This is a genomic window from Thiohalocapsa sp. ML1 (assembly GCF_001469165.1).
GTDB lineage: Bacteria > Pseudomonadota > Gammaproteobacteria > Chromatiales > Chromatiaceae > Thiohalocapsa.
Genome location: NZ_JABX01000009.1, coordinates 82567 through 102321, shown reverse-complemented (window position 1 = coordinate 102321; position 19755 = coordinate 82567). Strand labels below are relative to the sequence as shown.

At 68.8% G+C, this 19755-nt stretch carries 18 protein-coding genes; 8 read left to right on the top strand and 10 right to left on the bottom strand.

Going from position 1 to position 19755, the window contains the following annotated elements; all coding sequences use genetic code 11:
• Positions 1-153: 153 nt before the first annotated feature.
• On the bottom strand, positions 154-1047 hold the full coding sequence (tsf, locus tag ML01_RS07755) for a translation elongation factor Ts (protein WP_058554831.1): 894 nt from the start codon (positions 1045-1047) through the stop codon (positions 154-156).
• 96 nt (positions 1048-1143) lie between these two features.
• Positions 1144-1905 carry a 30S ribosomal protein S2 gene (gene rpsB / locus ML01_RS07750; protein WP_173865161.1) on the bottom strand — a complete coding sequence of 254 codons (762 nt, stop codon included), beginning with the start codon at positions 1903-1905 and terminating at the stop codon, positions 1144-1146.
• A gap of 598 nt (positions 1906-2503) precedes the next feature.
• Between rpsB and map the strand changes: the two genes are divergently transcribed.
• The 3 genes from map (at position 2504) to ML01_RS07735 (ending at position 6810) form a co-directional block, all read left to right on the top strand.
• On the top strand, positions 2504-3283 hold the full coding sequence (map, locus tag ML01_RS07745; protein ID WP_058554886.1) for a type I methionyl aminopeptidase: 780 nt from the start codon (positions 2504-2506) through the stop codon (positions 3281-3283).
• 95 nt (positions 3284-3378) lie between these two features.
• The gene (gene glnD, locus ML01_RS07740; RefSeq protein WP_058554829.1) at positions 3379-6015 is read left to right on the top strand and encodes a [protein-PII] uridylyltransferase; all 2637 of its coding nucleotides are present in this window, start codon (positions 3379-3381) and stop codon (positions 6013-6015) included.
• A 330-nt stretch (positions 6016-6345) separates the two neighbouring features.
• Complete coding sequence (locus tag ML01_RS07735) at positions 6346-6810, top strand: hypothetical protein (RefSeq protein WP_058554828.1); 465 nt, start codon at positions 6346-6348, stop codon at positions 6808-6810.
• Positions 6811-7087: 277 nt separating this feature from the next.
• Here ML01_RS07735 and ML01_RS07730 read toward each other — a convergent pair whose 3' ends face one another.
• A complete protein-coding gene (locus ML01_RS07730; RefSeq protein ID WP_058554827.1) occupies positions 7088-7678 on the bottom strand; it encodes a hypothetical protein in 591 nt (196 codons plus the stop codon).
• A gap of 16 nt (positions 7679-7694) precedes the next feature.
• The gene (locus ML01_RS07725) at positions 7695-9059 is read right to left on the bottom strand and encodes a hypothetical protein (protein ID WP_058554826.1); all 1365 of its coding nucleotides are present in this window, start codon (positions 9057-9059) and stop codon (positions 7695-7697) included.
• 219 nt (positions 9060-9278) lie between these two features.
• On the opposite strand from ML01_RS07725, the gene ML01_RS07720 reads away from it, so the two are divergent.
• The 4 genes from ML01_RS07720 (at position 9279) to ML01_RS07705 (ending at position 11922) form a co-directional block, all read left to right on the top strand.
• Entirely contained in the window at positions 9279-9896 is a 618-nt protein-coding gene (locus ML01_RS07720) for a DUF938 domain-containing protein (RefSeq protein WP_058554825.1), read from the top strand.
• 229 nt (positions 9897-10125) lie between these two features.
• Positions 10126-10677 carry a DUF427 domain-containing protein gene (locus ML01_RS07715; protein ID WP_058554824.1) on the top strand — a complete coding sequence of 184 codons (552 nt, stop codon included), beginning with the start codon at positions 10126-10128 and terminating at the stop codon, positions 10675-10677.
• Positions 10678-10841: 164 nt separating this feature from the next.
• Complete coding sequence (locus ML01_RS07710) at positions 10842-11393, top strand: aminoacyl-tRNA deacylase (RefSeq protein ID WP_082674054.1); 552 nt, start codon at positions 10842-10844, stop codon at positions 11391-11393.
• Between the two features lie 139 nt (positions 11394-11532).
• Positions 11533-11922, top strand: a complete 390-nt coding sequence (locus ML01_RS07705; RefSeq protein ID WP_058554823.1) for an RT0821/Lpp0805 family surface protein — start codon at positions 11533-11535, stop codon at positions 11920-11922.
• A gap of 348 nt (positions 11923-12270) precedes the next feature.
• On the opposite strand, the gene ML01_RS07700 is transcribed toward ML01_RS07705, so the two are convergent.
• Positions 12271-13269: a phosphoglycerate mutase gene (locus ML01_RS07700; RefSeq protein WP_156427603.1), complete on the bottom strand. Its 999-nt coding sequence runs from the start codon at positions 13267-13269 to the stop codon at positions 12271-12273.
• Positions 13270-13529: 260 nt separating this feature from the next.
• The gene (locus tag ML01_RS07695; RefSeq protein ID WP_058554821.1) at positions 13530-15110 is read right to left on the bottom strand and encodes a peptide chain release factor 3; all 1581 of its coding nucleotides are present in this window, start codon (positions 15108-15110) and stop codon (positions 13530-13532) included.
• A gap of 116 nt (positions 15111-15226) precedes the next feature.
• Here ML01_RS07695 and dauA point away from each other — a divergent pair, with 116 nt between their 5' ends.
• Positions 15227-16963, top strand: a complete 1737-nt coding sequence (gene dauA, locus ML01_RS07690; protein ID WP_058554820.1) for a C4-dicarboxylic acid transporter DauA — start codon at positions 15227-15229, stop codon at positions 16961-16963.
• Positions 16964-16985: 22 nt separating this feature from the next.
• On the opposite strand, the gene ML01_RS07685 is transcribed toward dauA, so the two are convergent.
• The 4 genes from ML01_RS07685 to ML01_RS07670 form a co-directional block, all read right to left on the bottom strand.
• Positions 16986-17969, bottom strand: a complete 984-nt coding sequence (locus ML01_RS07685) for a phosphatidate cytidylyltransferase (RefSeq protein ID WP_058554885.1) — start codon at positions 17967-17969, stop codon at positions 16986-16988.
• A complete protein-coding gene (locus ML01_RS07680) occupies positions 17960-18640 on the bottom strand; it encodes a lysophospholipid acyltransferase family protein (protein WP_058554819.1) in 681 nt (226 codons plus the stop codon). Before ML01_RS07680 ends, ML01_RS07685 begins: the two co-directional genes overlap by 10 nt.
• Positions 18637-19293, bottom strand: a complete 657-nt coding sequence (locus tag ML01_RS07675; protein WP_173865160.1) for a CDP-alcohol phosphatidyltransferase family protein — start codon at positions 19291-19293, stop codon at positions 18637-18639. Before ML01_RS07675 ends, ML01_RS07680 begins: the two co-directional genes overlap by 4 nt.
• Before the next feature lie 71 nt (positions 19294-19364).
• Positions 19365-19628 carry a hypothetical protein gene (locus tag ML01_RS07670; RefSeq protein ID WP_058554817.1) on the bottom strand — a complete coding sequence of 88 codons (264 nt, stop codon included), beginning with the start codon at positions 19626-19628 and terminating at the stop codon, positions 19365-19367.
• Positions 19629-19755 lie beyond the last annotated feature (127 nt).

Here is a 19755-nt window from a genome sequence, read left to right as displayed (position 1 = left end):
CGCGTCAGTGATTTGCCGGCATGGCGGCGCATCCAACGCACGCGGGCGGCAGCCGCCCGGCGCCGCCCCACAGCCGTTGGCTCGAGCCGGACCGCGCCACCCGCGGCACGGTCCGTCGTCGGCTTGCGGCCCCGCGCCCGCGCCGAGCCGTGGTCAATCGTCGGTCCGCTTGGCCTGCGCCTGCACTTCCTCGGCGAAGTTCTCGGTCTTCTTCTCGATACCCTCGCCCACCTCGACGCGCGCGAAGGCGGCGACCCGTGCGCCGGCCTGCTGCAACAGCTTCTCGATGCTGACGTCCGGGTCCTTGACGAAGGGCTGCCCGAGCAGCGTGACCTCCTCGGTGAACTTGCGCATGCGCCCGCCAATGATCTTGTCGACGATCTCGGCCGGCTTGCCGCTCTCGAGCGCCTGGGCGCGGAAGATCTCCCGCTCCTTGGCGATGGCCTCGGCCGGCACCTCGTCGGCGCTGATGCACATCGGGTTGGTGGCCGCGATGTGCATGGCGATGTCGCGCCCCAGGGCCTCATCGCCGCCCACCAAGTCGACGATGACGCCGATGCGCACGCCATGGCGGTAGCTGTGGAGCGTACCTTCGGCGTTGTCGAAGCGCACGATGCGGCGCACCTGCACGTTCTCGCCGACCTTGGAGATCAGCGCCTCGCGGGCGCCGTCCACGGTGGTGTCGGCAGCGCCGGCCAGCGGCGTTGCGGCGAGCACCTCGACCGCGGTTGCGCCGCTCGCGAGCGCCGTCTCGCCGACGGCGCCGGCGAAGCCGACGAAGTTCTCGTCCTTCGCCACAAAGTCGGTTTCGCTGTTGATCTCGACCATCACGCCACGCTTGCCGTCCTCGGCGATGCGCAGCTCCACGACGCCGTCGGCGGCGATGCGGCCCGCCTTCTTTGCCGCCTTCGCCTGTCCGGACTTGCGCATGGCCTCGATGGCCGCGTCGATGTCGCCGGCGGCCTCTTCCAGCGCGCGCTTGCACTCCATCATGCCGGCGCCGGTGCGCTCGCGTAGCTCCTTAACCAAGCTGGCTGCAATTGCCATGACCCACTCCAAATGCTCAACACGAAAGGGATTCAATGAACAGGCGGCGCAGCGGACCGGCCGCGGCCGGCCCCTGCGTCATGGGCAAGACCTGTCTCAGGCCGCAGGCGCCTCGGCAGCGGCAGCTTCGGGCGCGGGCTCGGCGGGCGGCGGCTCGAAGGCATCGTCGCGGCGGCCGGCCATCGCGGCTGCGGTCTGGCGACCATCGAGCACCGCATCGGCGGCGCCTTCGATGTAGAGCCGCACGGCGCGGATGGCGTCGTCGTTGCCCGGAATCACGTAGTCGACCTTGCTCGGATCGTTGTTGGTATCGACGACGCCGACCACCGGAATGCCGAGCTTGTTGGCCTCGGCGATGGCGATCTTCTCGTGGCCGACGTCGATGACGAACATCGCGTCCGGCAGGCCCTCCATGTGCTTGATGCCGCCTAGGCTCCGCTCGAGCTTGTCGCGCTCGCGGCTCAGCGTCAGCGCCTCCTTCTTGCCGAAGCGCTCGATGGAGCCGTCCTCGAACATCCCCTCCAGCTCCTTCAATCGCTGGATCGATTGGCGCACGGTCTTGAAGTTGGTCAACATGCCGCCGAGCCAGCGATGATTGACGTAGGGCATGCCGCAGCGGGTGGCCTGCTCGCGGACGGCCTCCTGGGCGGCACGCTTGGTGCCGACGAACAGGATGCGCCCGCCGTTGGCGGCGAGCTTGCCGAGATAACTCATCGCCTCCTGGTACAGCGGCAGGGTCTTTTCCAGGTTGACGATGTGGATCTTGTTGCGCTGACCGAAGATGTACGACGCCATCTTCGGGTTCCAGTAACGTGTCTGGTGGCCGAAATGCACACCGGCCTGCAGCATCTCTCGCATGGAGACGTTGCTCATAGTCGATTCCTCTATATTGGGTTGGACCTCCACCTGCCCCATGCTGTAACCCGACGCGGCGGGCACCCGACAGCATGTGTCGACAGATGTGTGGTGTCGTGGCCTCCGCTGCGGCAGATCGCGACGGCGATGCAGCGCCCAAGCGGGACCGTTCTTGGGCAGCGCCGCACGGCGACGCTTCCCGCCGGGCATGCAGCCCAGCCATGCTCAGCACCTATGCTCAGCACCTTCGGGGTACTGAAACCGTTCCGCTCTTGGGCCGATGCTGGTCAGCGCGGCGAAATCACATCGTCGCCCCGGGCTTTGGCCCGAGCGGCGTCGAATTCTGACACTGGTGACAAACAACGGGCTAGTCTCACCTAGGCTCACCTGGACTGGGCTCACCGCGACGCCGCCGCAGGGCGGTCGATGGAAGCTTCCGCAGCGACTGCAAGCATCCTGCACCGGCTGAGGCGGCTTCTGGTTGAAGTTTGCCCGAGTTCGCCGGGTTTTATAACATGGTCGGTCTTTCCCGGGCAAACCTGCGCACCGTCGCCGGCTCGGGCCCCAGGAGGCACTAGACGTGGATGCCGCACAACAGAAGATGGCCGTAAGTATCAAGACCGACGACGAGATCGCCAAGATGCGCGTCGCCGGGCGGCTTGCGGCCGAGGTGCTGGAGATGATCGGGGCCTACGTGGAACCCGGCATCACCACCGGCGAGCTCGACCGGATCTGCCACGAGCACATCCTGAACGTGCAGCACGCGATTCCGGCCCCGCTGAACTACCGGGGCTTCCCGCGCTCCATCTGCACCTCGGTCAACAACCAGGTCTGCCATGGCATTCCAGGCAACAAGCGGCTCAAGAAGGGCGACATCGTCAACATTGACGTTACCGTGATCAAGGACGGCTACCACGGCGACACCAGCAAGATGTTCTTCGTCGGCGAGCCCTCGGTGCTGGCGAAACGGCTCGTGTCCGTGACCCGGGAGGCGATGTACATCGGCATCGCGGCGGTCAAGCCGGGCGCGACGCTCGGCGACATCGGGCATGCGATCCAGACCTTCGTTGAAGGGCACAACTATGCCATTGTGCGCGAGTACTGCGGTCACGGCATCGGCCGGGAGTTCCACGAGGACCCGCAGGTGCTGCACTACGGCAATCCCGCTGAGGGCCTGACGCTCGCCGCCGGCATGTGCTTCACCATCGAGCCGATGGTCAACGCCGGCAAGCGCCAAGTGAAGCTGCTGCCGGACGGCTGGACGGTCGTGACCAAGGACCGGAGCCTGTCGGCACAATGGGAGCACACGATCCTGGTCACACCGGACGGCTGCGAGATCCTGACCCTCAGGGACGAAGAGCGCGCGGCCGCAGCCGCTTGAGTCGGCACGACGCGTTTCCCGGGCTCGATGCACCCGCCGCCAGCGCTGCATCGGCCTCTACCGACCCGGAGCCCGGCGCACGCCGGGACACAGGCATGGCCCAGGTCCGCCCCAGTCCCGATTCCGTGCTCGGCACCGTTGCCGCGTACAAGGCCGAGCTGGCCGCAGCCCGCACATCGCTGTTCGCGCGCTATGACCGCGGCGAGCCCGTCACCGATCTGGTCAGCGGCTGGAGCCGCGACATCGACCGGCTGGTCGCGGCGGCCTGGCGGCGCTTCGTGCCCGCTGCGGAGTCCGCCGCCGTCGTCGCGGTGGGCGGTTACGGACGCGAGGAGCTGCACCCCAAGTCCGACATCGACCTGCTGATCCTGGTCGCCGACGATGCGGTCAAGCCGCTCGCCGAGACCATCGGCGCGCTGGTGATCTTCCTGTGGGACATCGGCCTCGAGATCGGCCATTCCGTGCGCACCGTCGACGACTGCCGGCGCGAGGCGGCCGACGACATCACCGTCGTCACCAACCTGCTGGAGGCGCGGCTCATCGATGGCGATGCGGCGCTCTTCGAGCGCATGCGCACGGTGGTGGGGCCGAACAGCATCTGGCCGAGCGACGCCTTCTTCGCCGCGAAGCGCGAGGAGCAGCGCAAGCGCCGCCGGAAGTACGGCGACACCGCCTACAACCTGGAGCCGAACATCAAGGAGAACCCGGGCGGGCTGCGCGACATCCAGATGATCGCCTGGGTCACGAAGCGCCATTTCGGGGCCGATTCCCTGCATCAGCTCGTGGAGCAGGGCTTCTTGACCGAGACCGAGTATCTGGCGCTGTGCGACGACCAAGCGCTGCTCTGGCGCATCCGCTTCGCACTGCACCGGCTCACGGGCCGGCGTGAGGACCGCCTGCTGTTTGACTACCAGCGCACGCTCGCCGACGAGTTCGGCTTTACCGACCAGGGCGACAACCTGGCGGTGGAGCAGTTCATGCAGCAGTACTATCGCGCCGTGATGGAGCTGAATCGGCTGAACGAGATGCTGATGCAGCTATTCCAGGAGGCAATCCTGCTGCATGACCAGATCGGCCCGCCGGAGCCGCTCAACAAACGCTTTCAGGTGCGCAGCGGCTACCTGGAGGTGACCCATTCGCAGGTCTTCGCCCGCACCCCGTTCGCGCTGCTGGAGATCTTCCTGCTGCTGCAGCAGCACCCGGAGCTGATGGGCGTGCGCGCCAGCACCATTCGGCTCATCCGCGAGCATCGCCACCGCATCGACGACGCGTTCCGCGAGGACGTGCGCGCGCGCAGCCTGTTCATGGAGATCCTGCGCCAGCCGCGGGGCGTCACCGCCGCACTGCGGCGCATGAACAGCTACGGCGTGCTCGCCGCGTACGTGCCGGCCTTCGCGAACATCGTCGGGCGCATGCAGTACGACCTGTTCCACGTCTACACCGTGGATGAGCACACGCTGCGCCTGTTGCGCAACCTGCGCCGCTTCTCGATCCCGGAGCACAACGGCGAGTTTCCGCTCTGCAGCGCCATCGCTCAAGGTATTCCGAAGCTGGAGCTGCTATACCTTGCCGGACTCTTCCACGACATCGCCAAGGGCCGCGGCGGCGATCATTCCGCGCTTGGCGCCCGCGAGGCCTGGGACTTCTGCCAGCTCCATTACCTGAGCGAGTATGACAGCCGGCTCGTCGCCTGGCTGGTGGAGCATCATCTGCTGATGTCCATGACCGCCCAGCGCAAGGACATCTCGGACGCGGTGGTGGTGCAGGCCTTCGCCGAGCAGGTGGGGGATGCGAACCGGCTGGATTATCTCTATCTGCTCACCGTCGCCGACTCGCGCGCCACGAACCCCAAGCGCTGGAGCTCTTGGAAGAACGCGCTGCTGCGCGACCTCTACCAGTCCGCGCGCCGCGCACTATCGCGCGGGCTCGAGAACCCCCAGGCCCAGGACGAGATGATCGAGCAGAAGCAGCGCGAGGCCATGCGCCTGCTCGCCTTCGAGCGCATCGACGCCGACGCCTGCCGCGACCTCTGGAGCCGGTTCGGCATGGACTTCTTCACGCCGAGCTCGCCGGAGGAAATCGCCTGGCAGACGCAGCAGATCCTCGCCGCCGGGCCGGAGGGGCTGCCGCTGGTGCTAATCCGCCCGGTGGTGTCGCGCGGCTGCACCGAGGTGTTCCTGTTCACGCGCGACGAGAAGAACCTGTTCGTGCGCATCACGGCGCTGCTCGATCAGCGCGCGCTCAGCATCATGGACGCCCGCATCACCACCACCGACGACGGCTATGCGGTCAACGCCTTCCAGGTGCTCGGGCCCGATCATCGGCCCATCGACCAGGGCGAAGAAACAGACGAGCTGCGCGAGCTCCTACTCGTGACGCTGCGCCGCCGCGACGACGAGCAACCGGTGGTGAACCGCCGCCTGCCGCGCCAGCATCGGCACTTCCCGGTGGAGACGCGGGTCAGCTTCGCCGAGGACCCCCGCAACCGGCGCACCATGATGCGGCTGACGACACTCGACCGCCCGGGTCTCTTGGCCGAGATCGGCGCCGTCTTCGAGGCCTGCGACATTCGCCTGCAGAGCGCCAAGATCGCCACCATCGGCGCGGAGGTGGACGACGTCTTCTTCATCTCCACCCAGGACGCCGCGCCCATCACCTGCGAGACCGTGCTCACCTGCCTGCGCCAGCAGATTCACGAGCGGTTGGAAACGCCGGCCAGTGCAACCCGCTGACCCACCACCCCCGGCCCGCCGCTGGAACCCTCATGAGGCCATGCCATTGCAGCCATCCGATCTTTCCCGAGCAGAACCGCGGCGTCCAGCGGCGGTCCATTGACGCGCCCCGCGCGCTGTCCTAAAAGCAAGCCAGTAGTCGCTCAGCCAGGGCCCCAGGGCGTTATGAGTCGAATAGCCTCAGCGTACCGATCGACAATCGGTGCCGTTCCCGACTCCGCTCGGGGCCTGCGCCTCGCATCGTGCTGCCTCGCGGCGGCGGTTGCGGCATGGCTCGGTGTCGTGTCGCCGGCCAGCGCGGAGCCGACGGGTCCAGGCCGCAACCCGGCCATGGCGGCAACTGCCGGCGCCGCCGGGAACGCAGAGCGGGGCGACGCCGAGCCTTGGATCGCACCCGGTGACGCAGCGCAGGACCCATACCCCCGCTGGCTGGACGCCGTGCGTGCGCAGCGCCGCGCATTGCAGGAGCACCGCCGGGTCGAGCATCAGGCTCGGCGCCGCGCCATGGACCCCGTCGGCAGCGCCCGGCACGAGGCACTGGAACAGACCATCGAGCGCCGCCGGCAGGAGCTGCGGGACCTGCGGGACCGGCGCGAAATGATGGCGGAAGAACGGCGCCTGTTCATGAACATGGGCCCCTGGGTCACGCCCTGGCCGCCCCCTCCCGGCACCGCACAGCCCGCGCCGGCCATGCCCGACGCCAAGCCGGCAGCCCCGCCGGACTGGCCAAAGCAGTCGCCGCCGGCCACTGAGCTGCCGGAATGGGACAACGGCTGGTACTTTCGAGGGTGGTGAACTCAGCTCCGAGACTGACGTTCCGCCGGCCGTTCGTCGGGATCGAAATCGAAATCGAAATCTTACCCCTAGCCGCATTTGGCTCAAGCGGCACCGAAGTGCTAAACCCTTGTGTCGTGCGATGTCGCTCACCGTCGACAGCGATAGCGATCGCCCAACTTGGGTTCCGCTGCGACGGGTGAACCGGTTATTTTTGACTCTTCACGAAGCTCAGCCCCACCGGCCTGCGCTCGCGGCGAAAAACGCGACGCCCCCGCTGGGAAGCCGCCAACCCGCCCTACTCCACCGGCAGCTTGCGCGGCCGGCGCTTGTCGGGCTGGGGCTCGCTGTCTGCGGTGAGAAGCGGCAGATCCTGCTCGGCGAAGAGGAGCTTCTCGGCTTGTTTCTGCTCGCGGGCGCGAATCATCTTTTCCTGCCGCGACCGGATGCCGTAGCCGAGCGCCGCGCCGCCGGCGGCGGAGATGGTCAGCAGCCCGAGCGTCATGAGCTGCGCGAGCATCAGGGCCACACCGACGCCGACGGTGCCGCCGACGGCGAGCCCGGTCTTCAGCGTCGCGCCGCCGGAGCTCCGCCGGCGCTGCTTGGCGAGCTTGAGCTTGTCCTTTTCGGCCTGCATGCGGATCTTCTCGCGCTCGCGGGAGTGGCGCTTCTGCTGCCGCGCCATGGCGTGCTCCTTGACGCTGCCGATCACGGAGTCGAACCACAGCGCCACCATCACGCCCAGCGTCGCGCCCAGGGCGGCGAACAGATAGGCGGTCTGCTTGAGGTCCGTCATCAGCGCCGTGTAGGTCAACAGCGCCGTGGCCACCTGCAGCAGCAGGATGCCGATCAGGAACTTGAAGATGCCACCGATGCGTGGTCCGAGCATGCGTTGCCCCTGCCGCTCAGCGGCGCTGATCCGTCATGGCGAGCGCACCGCCGGTCGCGGCGCGGATCTGGGCCGTCGTGCGCCGGCCGAGCAGGAACACCCAGTCGCCGGCCGCCGGCGATGACGCATTGGCATCGAGCACGCCATCGGGGAACATGCCGATGAGCCGCTCGCGCACCGCGAGCAGGCTGTCGACGCGCCCCGACAGATCGGGCGGAATCTGCTGGTCATAGGCGTCTACGACGCTGTACATGTACTCGGGGCCGACGCCGCTCAGGTCCACGATCATCCGCGGCGCCTGTGCGCTGCCGGGCACGAGCCTGGGCTCCAGGCTGGAGACGAGGAAGGGCCCGGGCGAGGTCGCGAGCCGCGCCGCAAGCGCCGGCTGCCCGCCCCGACGCAGATGGCTCGCGAGCTCGTCGCGCATCGCCGCGGACAGCTCCGGGCCGGTGCGCTCCTCCAGCGGGGCGCCGTCGCGACCGGCGTACACAGGAACAAGGAAAGTGTGCGCGCTCGGGTCCGCTTGCAGATTGCCGGCGCCCGCCACGAGGACGTAGGTCTCGATGACGCGCAACAGCTCGCGATAGGCGGCGAGCCGCTCGCCCGCCGCCCCGGCGTCCCCGCCGTAGACGATGTAGGTGTAGATGCCATAGCCCGGCTCACCGTGGCCGAAGAGCTGCGCGAGGCTCATCGGCCCGGTCTCGCCGGCCGCGGCATCGCCGCCGAGCGGGAAATACAGCATGGCGTAGTCGCCATCGGCACCGGCGAGGGGCGACGGCGCGCTCGCCGACCAATTGACGCGCTCCCGCCCGGCGAGCAGCAGGCCCGCCGCGGCGGCTCGCTCCACCACCGGCGCAGCGGCGCCGCCGGTGAGGGCGACGGCGCGCTCAATGACCGGCACCGCCGCGTCCGCGCCGCCCCGCGCGACGACCTCCGTGACGATGTCCGCCAGGTCACCGCAGCGGCCGATAATGAGCGCATCCGCGGCCAAGGCGGGCGGCACACCTTGGGTGTTCAGGTCCACCACCAGGCTACGCAGCAGCGATTCCTCGGTGATGCTGGCCGGGCGGTCCGCACAGCGCTCGGCGACCGCCTGGCGCACCACGGGGTCCCCATCCGGCAGCGCCGTGCCGGGGTCCGGGCCGGGCTGCTCGCCCGCATCGGGCAAGTCGGTGACCGGCTCCTCGGCGGAGCGCGAGCGCGGCGGCTGGCGCAGATCAATGCCGAGGTCCGCGCCCGCGCCCGAAGCGGCACCCGCTTGGGCGGTAACGGCGGCCATCTGCGGCCCCGGCGGCGGCTCGACGGCGCCCCGGTCCGGCCCCGCGCAGCCGATGGGCAGCAGCGCGGCCGCGGTGAGCAAGGCGGTGGCGAGTGGATACATGGCGACGACGGCTTCGGGGGCGGGCTTCGGGGGCGGGCTTCGGGCGCGTAAGGGCGGCTCTAAAGTGCAGCTCTGAAATGTGGCTTCGCCCCCGATGATAGCGGAATCCCATCGGCATCCGCAGCGCCGCCATCGTGCGGCGGCTCCCGGTCAGGCGTTGAAATACCGCACCGATGCGCAAAATGACGGCCTTTGTCGCTATTCTCGCAGCCAGAGCCGATGTCATTCGCCCAAGTGGACAAGCCGTTCTCCCCCGCCTGCGAGGAGAACAAAGCACCGATCCTTGCAGTGCTCGCGCCGTTGCTCGCGCAGCGCCGCCACGTGCTGGAGATCGGCAGCGGCACCGGTCAGCACGCGGTGCATTTCGCACCTGCACTGCGGCACCTCGTCTGGCAGTGCAGCGACGTGCCGGCGTACCTGCCCGGCATCAACGGCTGGATCACCGAGGCCGCCCTGGCAAACCTGCCGCCGGCGCTGGCGCTCGACGTCGACGGCGCCTGGCCGGCCATCGAACCGGCGCTGCCCTTCGACGCCGCCTACAGCGCGAACACCGCACACATCATGTCCTGGCCGCAGGTGGAGCGCATGTTCGCGGGCGTCGGCGCACTGCTGCCGGCGGGCGCACCCTTCGCGCTCTACGGCCCGTTCAGCTACGGCGGCCGTCACACGAGCCAGAGCAACGCGGACTTCGACCACGCGCTCCGGCTACGCGATCCGCACTCCGGCGTGCGCGACCTCAACGACCTGACCCGCGTCGCCGACGCCGCGGGGCTCGCCCTTGAAGACGACATCGCGATGCCTGTCAACAATCGCACGCTGATTTGGAGGAAGACGTAGCGACATGAAGGGCCGAGGGCCGAGGGCCGAGGAGTGCTCCCTTCGCCCTTCGCTCAGGTGCCGTTCGACAAGTCGTGCTCATCGCTATCGAAATCGCTATCGAAATCGAACCGAGTGGCGACCGAGCTCATTTCGATTTCGACGCACTTGGCCGGTCCGACGCCGTTCGGAACTTGACTCATCTGCAAGTATTTTGAAGCAAATCCAGGTCGATCCACCGAGTAAGCCGATGACCATCGACAAGCAGTTGGAACAGGCCCGCGCCGCCTGGCGCTGGCGCGGCCAGCAGCGCCCGGACTTCGCCGTCGCGCCCGGCCCGGGACAGGAATCGGTCTGGGACTACCCGCGCCCGCCGGCCTATGTGCCGGACACGCGGCTGGTGGAGGTCTATGCCGGCGAGCGGCGCCTCGCGCGCACCGAGGGCGCGATCCGGGTGCTCGAAACCGGCAGCCCGCCCACCTTCTACCTGCCGCCCGCGGCCTGGGACATGACGCCGCTGGTGCCGTCCGCGCGCCGGAGCTTCTGCGAGTGGAAAGGCCGCGCCGAATACTTCCACGTCGCGCTCGACGACGGGCGCATCGACAACGCCGTGTGGCGCTATCCGGACGCCTTCGACGACGCCGCCGGCATCGCCGGCTGGCTCGCCTGCTATCCGGCACCGCTGCGGTGCTTCGTCGCCGGCGACCAGGCGCGCGCACAGGCCGGCGGCTTCTACGGCGGCTGGATCACGTCGGACATCGTGGGGCCATGGAAGGGCGAGGCGGGCACGGGGCATTGGTAGATTGCTTGGTGCACCGAATGTTGAGGGCCGAGGGCCGAGGGCCGAGGGCCGAGGCGGGCTTCCTCCTCGGCCCCCGGTCCTCGCCCCTCGGTTCAAAGACAACCAGCGGGTTGCGCAACACGCGCTCCTGCCCTGGTCGGTCTGACGCTCTGCCTCGCTAGCGCATGGCCAAGCAGAAGGAACCGGTGACCCAGGCGGTACGCGTGCTGCGCTCGGCCGGGGTCGCCTTCGACGGCTATCCGTACGACTACCAGCACGGCGGCACGGCGGAGTTTGCGACGCAGCTCGGCGTCGATGAGCACCTTGTCATCAAGACGCTGATCATGGAGGACGAGGCGAAGCAGCCGCTGGTGGTCCTGATGCACGGCGACCGCGAGGTCGCCACCGGCGTGCTCGCCAAGGCCATCGGCGCGAAGCGCGTTGCGCCCTGTCTGCCGGCGGTAGCAGACAAGCATTCCGGCTACCAGGTGGGCGGCACCTCACCCTTCGGCACCCGCGCCCGCATGCCGGTGTACTGCGAGCGTTCCATTGCGGCGCTGCCGCGCATCTACATCAACGGCGGCAAGCGCGGCTACATCATCGGGCTCGCGAGCGCGGAGCTGTTGCGGGTGCTGAAGCCGACGCTGGTGGAGGCGGCACAGCCCGGGGAGGCCGAGCGTCAGACCGACCAGGGCACTGCGCGCTTTCTTGCGCAATCCGGTCGTCGCCGCAGGTGAACCAAGGGCCAAGGGCCAAGGGCCGAGGAGGGCTCCCTTGGCCCTTGGCCCTTGGCCCTTGGCCCTTTTCGGTGCCGTCAAGCAATCTAGGGCCGCGAGCTATACTCAAGCGGCTGTTTGCTGCCAGACGAGGAGCCTCATGCCTGCCTTTGACCTGGACCGATCCGGCCCCGCCGGCCTGTGCACCGTTGCGCTTCTGCTGCTGTTCTGCAACGGCGCCGCGGCGTCGAGCTACAGCTTTCTGGACCAGGGCGCCATCCGCTATTTCCGCGGGGACGACGCCGCGTTGATGTCCGCGAACCTGAACGCGGTGCTCGCCGCACCCGAGGGCGCGCCGGCCCGCGACTGGGAGAACCCGGAGACGGGCAGCCAAGGCCGCGCCGAGGTGCTGATGCAGTTCGAGCACGAGGGCCTGTCCTGCCGGCGGGTGCGCATCATGAACCACGCCCGCGGCACCGACACCGTCACCACCGCGGATATGTGCGACGTTGACGGGAGTTGGAAGGTGCTGCGACTACCGCCGGAGTAAGCGCCGAGCCGCGTCGAGCCCCGGTCGGATACCGAAGCCAAGTCGTCCTGAATGTTCGGACTACCACTGGCTGAGCAAGGAACAATGCTATCTCATCTACGTCTATGCCAAGAACTAGGCATCGGACCTGACCGGCCAACCCGGACGCCTTGACCGCCCTGCACGATCGCTAAGTGAAGATTCAAGCATTACGGGTACAACCGTCGCAGCGGCAACGTGGGCTATCGCGATCGAGATCGACGGTGAGCGACATCGCGCGACACAAGGGTTTCGCACTTCGACGCCGCTTGAGCCAAATGCGTTAAGGGGGAGAATCTCGATCCCGATCCCGACACACCGGCAAGCCCATCAGGCCGACGCCTCCGGCGGCAGCGTCGCCCGCACCGCCAGGGTTTGCCGCCGCCGCCAGGGCCGCCGCGACAGCACCCTACGCAGCCCCGCCCGCTGCACGACGCGGCAAAACCCATCGCCGGCATAGAGCCGAAGCTCGGCCAAGGCACCCGAGCGCAGCGCCGCCGGCACGGCGGCGAGCCAGGCATCGAGCCGCTCGGCGGCGGCGGCCCAGGCGTCTGCATCTTGGTCGTGCAGCGCGTCGGCGAGGGCATCCTGCACCACCAGCACGCGGCTGGCGGGCGCCGCGAGCAGCGTCGCAAGCGGCGTCTCCGCGACCATGGCAACGCCTGCCGCCAGCGCGAGCCCCTGAAGCAGCGACCCAGTGCCGACCGCGAGGTCCGGTGGCGTCGCCGGCCGCGCCCAAGCGCCACCACCCCAGCACCAGAGGCCGTTCACGGCGGGCCTGCCGGCGGCCTCGCGGCGGCGGCTCACGTCGTGCTGGAAGAGCAGCATTTGCGCCTCGCTCATCAGCGCGGCGAAGCGCCCGGCGTCGGCGCCGGTGGGCAGGGAACCGTCGATGTGCCGGCCCACCACCGCGGCCAGCGGCGTGGTGGCGAGCGCGAGCGGCGGCTCGCAGCGAAGATACCAGCGATCCGCCACCGGCGCGTGCACACGCAGGCCGTCGGCGGCGAAGTGTGCGTTCAGCGCCGCCACCAGCGCGTCAGCCTCCGCTCGGCTGATGCCCAGATGGCGGGCGTCGAAGAGCCGCAGCAGGTCCCGGTCCGCGCGCAGGTGCACGGGGTCCGCGTGCAGCCACCAGCCCTGCCCGTCCCAGCCAGGGTCGTCGGCGGCGAGCGCATAGGGCGCACTGGCCTCGGCACCGAAGCAATCCAGCAGCAGCGTCGGTAGGTCCGCACCGGCGGGCTCAACCCGCGCGCGCTCCAGCAGCAGATCCAGCGTCGGCGTGCGCGGTGCCCGCTCCAGCGCCGGCACCGGACCCAGCAGGCCGGGCACCACTGCTTGAAGTGTGAAGCTCGAAGTTTGAAGTTTGAAACGGCCACGACCGCGTCGCACTGCATCCCCTCCCATCTCAAGCGTCCTCCCCTGTCACGATTCCCCCTTCACCCTTCAAGCTTTCCGCCCCTTCTTCCACTTCAAACTTCACCCTTCAAACTTCACCCTTCAAACTTCACCCTTCAAACTTCACCCTTCAAATTTCAAACTTCAAACTTTCTTTATCCTTCTCCCTTCAAACTTCAAACTTCAAACTTTCTTCAAAGCTCTCTGGTCGCCGAGAACCGAATATCCGGCCAGCGCTCCTCGGTGAGCGACAGGTTCACCCGCGTCGGGGCCAGGTAAACGAGCTGGTCGTCGCCGTCCAGCGCCAGGTTCTCATGGGCCTTGACCTTGAACTGTTCCAAGAGCTTCGGGTCCTTGCAATTCACCCAGCGCGCGGTCTGCACCGACACGGGCTCGACGATGGCCTCCACGCCGTACTCGTCCTTGAGCCGATACGCGGCCACGTCGAACTGCAGAATGCCGACGGCGCCCAGGATCAGGTCATTGTTCTTGAGCGGGCGAAACACCTGGGTTGCGCCCTCCTCGCAGAGCTGCAGCACGCCCTTCTGCAGCGCCTTGGTCTTGAGCGGGTCCTTCAGCACCACGCGACGGAACAGCTCCGGGGCAAAGTACGGGATACCGCCGTATTTCAGGTCCTCGCCCTCGGTGAAGGTGTCGCCGATCTGAATGGTGCCGTGGTTGTGCAGGCCAATGATGTCGCCCGGCCAGGCCTCCTCCACGCGCCGGCGCTCGTCGGCCTGGAAGGTGATGGCGTTGGCCACCTGGACCGTCTTGCCGATACGCGCGTGCTTGAGCTTCATGTTCTGCTTGTAGCTGCCGGAGCAGACGCGCAGGAAGGCGACGCGATCGCGGTGCGCCGGGTCCATGTTCGCCTGGATCTTGAACACGAAACCCGAGAACCGGTCCTCTTCCGGGTCCACAACACGGCTGCCGGCCTCCCGCGGGCGCGGCGGCGGCGCGTACTCGACGAAGGCATCGAGCAGCTCCTTGACGCCGAAATTATTGATCGCGGAGCCGAAGAACACCGGCGTCTGCTCGCCGCGGCGGTAGGCGTCGAGATCCAGCGGATGGCTCGCCCCCTGCACCAGCTCCAACTCGTCGCGCAGCTCCGCGGCCTGATCGCCGAGCAGCTCGTCCATGCGCGGGTTGGCAAGCCCCTCGATGACCTCGCCGGTCTGGATCTTGCCGCCGTGGGTGGCGCTGAACAGGTGCGTGCGGTCATGGCGCAGGTCGTAGACGCCCTTGAAGCGCTTGCCCATGCCGATGGGCCAGGTCACCGGCGCGCAGCGGATCCTCAGCACGTCCTCGATCTCGTCCAGGATCTCGACGGCGTCGCGCCCCTCGCGGTCCAACTTGTTCACGAAGGTGAGGATCGGCGTCGTGCGCAGTCGGCAGACCTCCATCAGCTTGATGGTCCGCTCCTCCACGCCCTTGGCCGCGTCGATGACCATCAGCGCCGAGTCCACCGCCGTTAAGACGCGATAGGTGTCCTCGGAGAAGTCCGCGTGCCCCGGCGTGTCGAGCAGATTCACGATGGACTCGCCGTAAGGGAACTGCATGACCGACGAGGTCACCGAGATGCCGCGCTGCTTTTCCAGCTCCATCCAGTCGGAGGTCGCATGCCGCGCCGCCTTGCGGCCCTTGACCGTGCCGGCCATCTGGATGGCGCCGCCGAACAAGAGCAGCTTCTCCGTCAGCGTCGTCTTGCCCGCGTCCGGGTGGGAAATGATCGCGAAGGTGCGCCGTCGCGCGACCTGCTCGTGAAGCTGGGACATGGATGCGTCGCCCGGGTGCGAAGCTGCAGAGAAAACCGGTTATCTTAGCGCGGCAGGGACGGCACAGCCAGCGACGCATCGTCATCGATCCTGCCAATCAACCGAGCCGCACTACCTTGTTCCATGCACTGAGGTCCAGCTTCGCCGAACGTCGCACCCTGGGGGATCTTCGCGCCGATGTGCTCGCGGGGCTTACCGTCGGCATCGTGGCACTGCCGCTGTCCATGGCGCTGGCCATCGCGGTGGGCCTGCCGCCGCAGCACGGGCTCTACACGGCCATCGTCGCGGGGGCGGTGATTGCGCTGACGGGCGGCTCGGCGGTGAACATCTCCGGGCCGACGGCGGCCTTCGTGGTGGTGCTGCTGCCCATCGTGCAGGCGCACGGGCTGGGCGGGCTGCTCATCGCCGGGCTGCTCGCGGGCATCTTGCTCGTGGGCATGGGTCTCGGGCGGCTGGGCGCGCTGATCGAATTGGTGCCCTACCCGGTGACAGTGGGGTTCACCGCGGGCATCGGCGTGGTCATCGCGGCCTTGCAGATCAAGGACCTGCTCGGGCTGGACCTGGCCCTGGCGGACGGCCACTTCACCGACCGGCTGGCGGCGACGCTCGGTGCACTGCCGACGCTGCGCTGGCAGGAGGCGCTGATCGGCGGCGCGACGCTGGCGGTGCTGATCCTGTGGCCGCGCATCGACAAGCGCGTGCCCGCGCACCTGGTGGCGGTGGTGGTGGGATCGGTGCTGGCGTGGACGGCCGGGCACCTGCTCGAGGGCTTCAGCGTCGCGACCATCGGCTCGCGCTTCCACTACGACATCGGCGGCCTCACCGGCAGCGGCATCCCGCCGCTGCTGCCCGCCTTCGCCTGGCCCTGGGAACAGCCGGGGCCGGACGGCCGGCCAGTCGGGCTGTCGTTTGAGCTGATCCGCGGCCTGTTCGGCTCGGCGCTCGCCATCGCCGTGCTTGGCGCGCTGGAGTCGCTGCTGTGCGCGGTGGTGGCAGACGGCATGTCCGGGCGCCGGCACGACCCCAATGACGAGCTGATCGGCCAGGGCATCGGCAACATCCTCGCGCCGCTGTTCGGCGGCATACCGGCCACGGCCGCCATCGCCCGCACCGCCACCAACGTGCGCGCCGGCGCGCGGTCGCCGCTGGCGGGCGTGGTGCACGCCTTGTTTCTGCTCGCAGCGGTGCTGGTGCTGGCGCCATGGCTCGCCTATGTGCCCATGGCGACCATGGCGGCGCTGCTCGTGATCGTGGCCTGGCACATGAGCGACGCGGACCACTTCGTGCGCACGCTGCGCATCGCGCCGAACGCGGACCGGGCGACGCTGCTCGCCTGCTTCACGCTGACGGTGCTGTTCGACATGGTGATCGCGGTGGGCGTCGGCATGGCGCTCGCGAGCGTCCTGTTCATCCGCGCCAGCATCGCACTCACCGACGTCAAGCTCATCGACGACACGCGGCCGGAGCACGCGCACCAAGCGGCGCTGCCGCCCGGCGTTGTTGTCTACGACATCAACGGGCCGCTCTTCTTCGGCTCCGCGCAGCGGGCGCTGAAGAGCATCGCGGTGGTGAACCCCGACATCCGCGTCGTCGTGCTGGACATGGGCGACGTGACCATGCTCGACATGACCGGCATCGTCGCCATGGAGTCCATCGTCAAGGACCTTGCCGGCCGCGGCGTGGCGCTGGTGGTCGCAAACCTCGCACCGCGCATGCTTCTGAAGCTGCGTCGCGCTGGCGTGCGCCCGAAGCAAGGGTCCGTGGAGCTGGCGCGGAACCTGTCCGAGGCGCTGGACATCGCCGGGCGGATGGCCGGCGCGCCGGCCGCGCGCGGGGACGGAACGGCGACATGAGCGCGTAGCGGCGCCTCTACGTTCAGGTATACAAGAAGCGCACGAGGTGAAAGTACAACGGCGCCGCGAAGCACAGGGAGTCGATGCGGTCCAGCACGCCGCCGTGGCCCTCGATGAGGCTGCCGAAGTCCTTCACGCCCAGGTCGCGCTTGATGGCGGAGAGCACCAGACCGCCCGCGAAGCCGGCGCAAGTGATGGCCAGCGCAATGGCCAAGGCCCCTAGCGGGCTAAAGGGCGTGATCCACCAGAGCCCCGCGCCCGCGAGCGATGCGGCACCGATGCCGTAGAGCGTGCCCTCAACGGTCTTATTGGGGCTCACCGTCGGTGCGACGGGCCGCCGGCCGAGGGTCTTGCCGAAGACGTACTGCAGCACGTCGCTGAGCTGCACGACCACCACCAGAAACAGCAGCAGCTTGGCGCCCTCGTGCTCGTAGCCCGGGATCTGCAGCATCAACAGCGCCGGCGCATGGCTCACGCAGTACACGGCGAGCATGAGCCCCCACTGGATCTTGGCGGTGCGGGCGAGAAAGTCCTGCGTGTCCCCGGCCAGCGCGCTGCGCAGCGGTATGAACAGGAAGGCATAGACGGGGATAAAGATCGCGAACATCCCGTACCAGCCGCCAGCGACGAAGCCGTACTGCACCGGGATGAACACGAAAAATGCCCAGAACAGCGCCCGATGGTCGCCGCGGCGCGTCGGCGTCAGCGTAATCAGCTCCCGCAGCGCCACAAACGACAACAGCGCGAACAGCACCACGGAGCCGATGCCGCCGGTGGCGAGCGCCGCGACGAAGACCGCGATCATCACCCACCAGGCGCGGATGCGGGCGTTGAGGTTCGCGATGACGGCGGCGCGCTTGCTCGGATCGACGTCCTGATCGACGCCCTGCCCGCTGCCGGCGCGCTCGCGCCGTTGCAGCCGCCAGCCGACGACGCTCGCCACCGACAGCAGCGCGATCACGCCGCCGATGAGCCACAGCGTCTCGGCGTCGAAGCTCACGGACATGGCGCGGCGCCCGCCTGCCGAGCGCCACCCGCGCACTGCGCGCGCAGCGCCAGCAGGCAATCCCGCGCGCGGCCGAGGAAGGCCTCGCGGCCCTCGCCCGGCTCAAGCCGGATCGCAACACCGAACAGCGCGCGGCCGATGAGCGGCACCGGCAGCACCTCGCCCTTGGGCAGGATGCGGCTCAGGTTCTCCAGATGCACGGGCACCAGATCAACGCCGGGGTGCCGCTCGGCAATGCGATGGAGCCCCGGCTTCAGCGTCGCGAGCGCGTCGCCGTCGCCGCGCGTGCCCTCCGGAAACAGGATCAGCGAGTCACCGGCACCGAGCGCAGCGTCCAGCCGGTGCAGGGCATCCCGCGCCGCCTGCGCACCCCGCGGGATACACAGCGCATTGAGCACATCGACGGCGACCCAGCGTCGCAGCCCCGGCCGATCCCAATAGTCCTGCGCCGCCACCGGGCGGGTGCGCACGCGCGCTGCCGGCGGCAGCGTGGACCAGATGACGAGCGCATCCAGGTGACTCGTGTGATTGGCGAAGTACACGCGCTGCCGCACGCCCGCGGCGGCCAGCTCCGCCACCCCCGGCCCATGCGCGCGAACGCCGGTCACCAGCCGGGTCAGCACCACCAGCAGGCCCGCGGCGAGCCGGGCGGATGCGCGCGGCGCCGTCATGCTCCCGGCCCGGCCCGTAGCGTGGCGATCAGGCGCCAGGCGCGGCGGGCGGCCGTCCAGGCCGTGCCGAGCACCAGCACCAGCAGCGTGAGCATGAGCACTTGGCCGTCCCAACCGGCCGGGATCAGCGCCGCCGCGAGCAACAGCCCCAGGGTCAGCGCAGCCATGCGGTGCGGCTTGGCCATGGGCCCGCGAAAGTCCTCGGCGACGCCGAGCGCCGCGCACTGGCAGCGGATATAGGCCGTGAGCAGCGCGAGCAGGCCGGCCGTCCAGGCCAGCTCCACGGACCACGCGAGCCCGCACGCGTAGCCGGCGGGCACGATCAGCAGCGGATCGGCGATGCGGTCCGGAAGCTCGTTGAACACGGGGCCATCCGGGCCGCCCAGGCCGCCCTCCAGCGCGACCATGCCGTCCAGCATGTTCGCCAGCAGCCGCAACTGAACACAAACGGCCGCGAGCACAAAGAGGCTGCCTCGCGCGCCAGGGCCGGCCGCCGCGGCGCCGAGCAGCGCGGCCGCACCGAGCGAGGCAAACAGCATGCTCGCGACGGAGATGGTGTTCGGCGCCACGCGCGCTCGCACCAGCGCGCGCGCGAGCGCGCCGGCCCAGGCGGTGCCGCGGGTCTTGAGCGGTCTGCGGGCAGGGGTCGGCATGGGCGCAAGTGTAGGCGAATCACCCATCCGGGGGTGCGCGCAATCGCCTGCTGAAGGTCAGCAGCCCGCACTCAGCCGCGCCCCTGCCGCCCCCCACGCAGCAACAGCGTCACGCCCAGATACAGGCCGCCGCCAATGAGCAGCGTAAGCTCGGCGGCGACGAACCAGGCCAGAAACAGCATGCCCACCTGCCCCGGGCCGAGGTCGCCGGCCGCGTTGGCAACCTCGCCCGGCGTCTGATGCAGAAAGGTGACGGCCGTCATGACGAAGGCGATGGCGGCGGACCAGGCGATGGAGATGGCCAGGAGCGATGGGGCTTTGCGGGGCGTCGGCATAACAAGCTCAGTCGATTGGGGTGGGGGTGGGTGCAGGTGCGGGAGCGGGAGAGGGAGCGGGATCGATAGACACTGGTGTCGTGCGAAGTCGCTCAGCGTCGATTGCGATATCGATATCGATAGCGAT

What these genes read in the sequence shown, in the direction of transcription:
- ML01_RS07685 (WP_058554885.1), bottom strand. Translation starts at nt 17,969, where the DNA reads ATGTCCGTGAGCTTCGACGCCGAGACGCTGTGGCTCATCGGCGGCGTG.
- ML01_RS07735 (WP_058554828.1), top strand. Translation starts at nt 6,346, where the DNA reads ATGGCGGCAACTGCCGGCGCCGCCGGGAACGCAGAGCGGGGCGACGCC.
- ML01_RS07720 (WP_058554825.1), top strand. Translation starts at nt 9,279, where the DNA reads ATGTCATTCGCCCAAGTGGACAAGCCGTTCTCCCCCGCCTGCGAGGAG.
- ML01_RS07680 (WP_058554819.1), bottom strand. Translation starts at nt 18,640, where the DNA reads ATGACGGCGCCGCGCGCATCCGCCCGGCTCGCCGCGGGCCTGCTGGTG.
- ML01_RS07710 (WP_082674054.1), top strand. Translation starts at nt 10,842, where the DNA reads ATGGCCAAGCAGAAGGAACCGGTGACCCAGGCGGTACGCGTGCTGCGC.
- rpsB (WP_173865161.1), bottom strand. Translation starts at nt 1,905, where the DNA reads ATGCGAGAGATGCTGCAGGCCGGTGTGCATTTCGGCCACCAGACACGT.
- ML01_RS07705 (WP_058554823.1), top strand. Translation starts at nt 11,533, where the DNA reads ATGCCTGCCTTTGACCTGGACCGATCCGGCCCCGCCGGCCTGTGCACC.
- glnD (WP_058554829.1), top strand. Translation starts at nt 3,379, where the DNA reads ATGGCCCAGGTCCGCCCCAGTCCCGATTCCGTGCTCGGCACCGTTGCC.
- map (WP_058554886.1), top strand. Translation starts at nt 2,504, where the DNA reads ATGGCCGTAAGTATCAAGACCGACGACGAGATCGCCAAGATGCGCGTC.
- ML01_RS07715 (WP_058554824.1), top strand. Translation starts at nt 10,126, where the DNA reads ATGACCATCGACAAGCAGTTGGAACAGGCCCGCGCCGCCTGGCGCTGG.
- ML01_RS07675 (WP_173865160.1), bottom strand. Translation starts at nt 19,293, where the DNA reads ATGCCGACCCCTGCCCGCAGACCGCTCAAGACCCGCGGCACCGCCTGG.
- tsf (WP_058554831.1), bottom strand. Translation starts at nt 1,047, where the DNA reads ATGGCAATTGCAGCCAGCTTGGTTAAGGAGCTACGCGAGCGCACCGGC.
- ML01_RS07730 (WP_058554827.1), bottom strand. Translation starts at nt 7,678, where the DNA reads ATGCTCGGACCACGCATCGGTGGCATCTTCAAGTTCCTGATCGGCATC.
- ML01_RS07695 (WP_058554821.1), bottom strand. Translation starts at nt 15,110, where the DNA reads ATGTCCCAGCTTCACGAGCAGGTCGCGCGACGGCGCACCTTCGCGATC.
- ML01_RS07725 (WP_058554826.1), bottom strand. Translation starts at nt 9,059, where the DNA reads ATGTATCCACTCGCCACCGCCTTGCTCACCGCGGCCGCGCTGCTGCCC.
- ML01_RS07670 (WP_058554817.1), bottom strand. Translation starts at nt 19,628, where the DNA reads ATGCCGACGCCCCGCAAAGCCCCATCGCTCCTGGCCATCTCCATCGCC.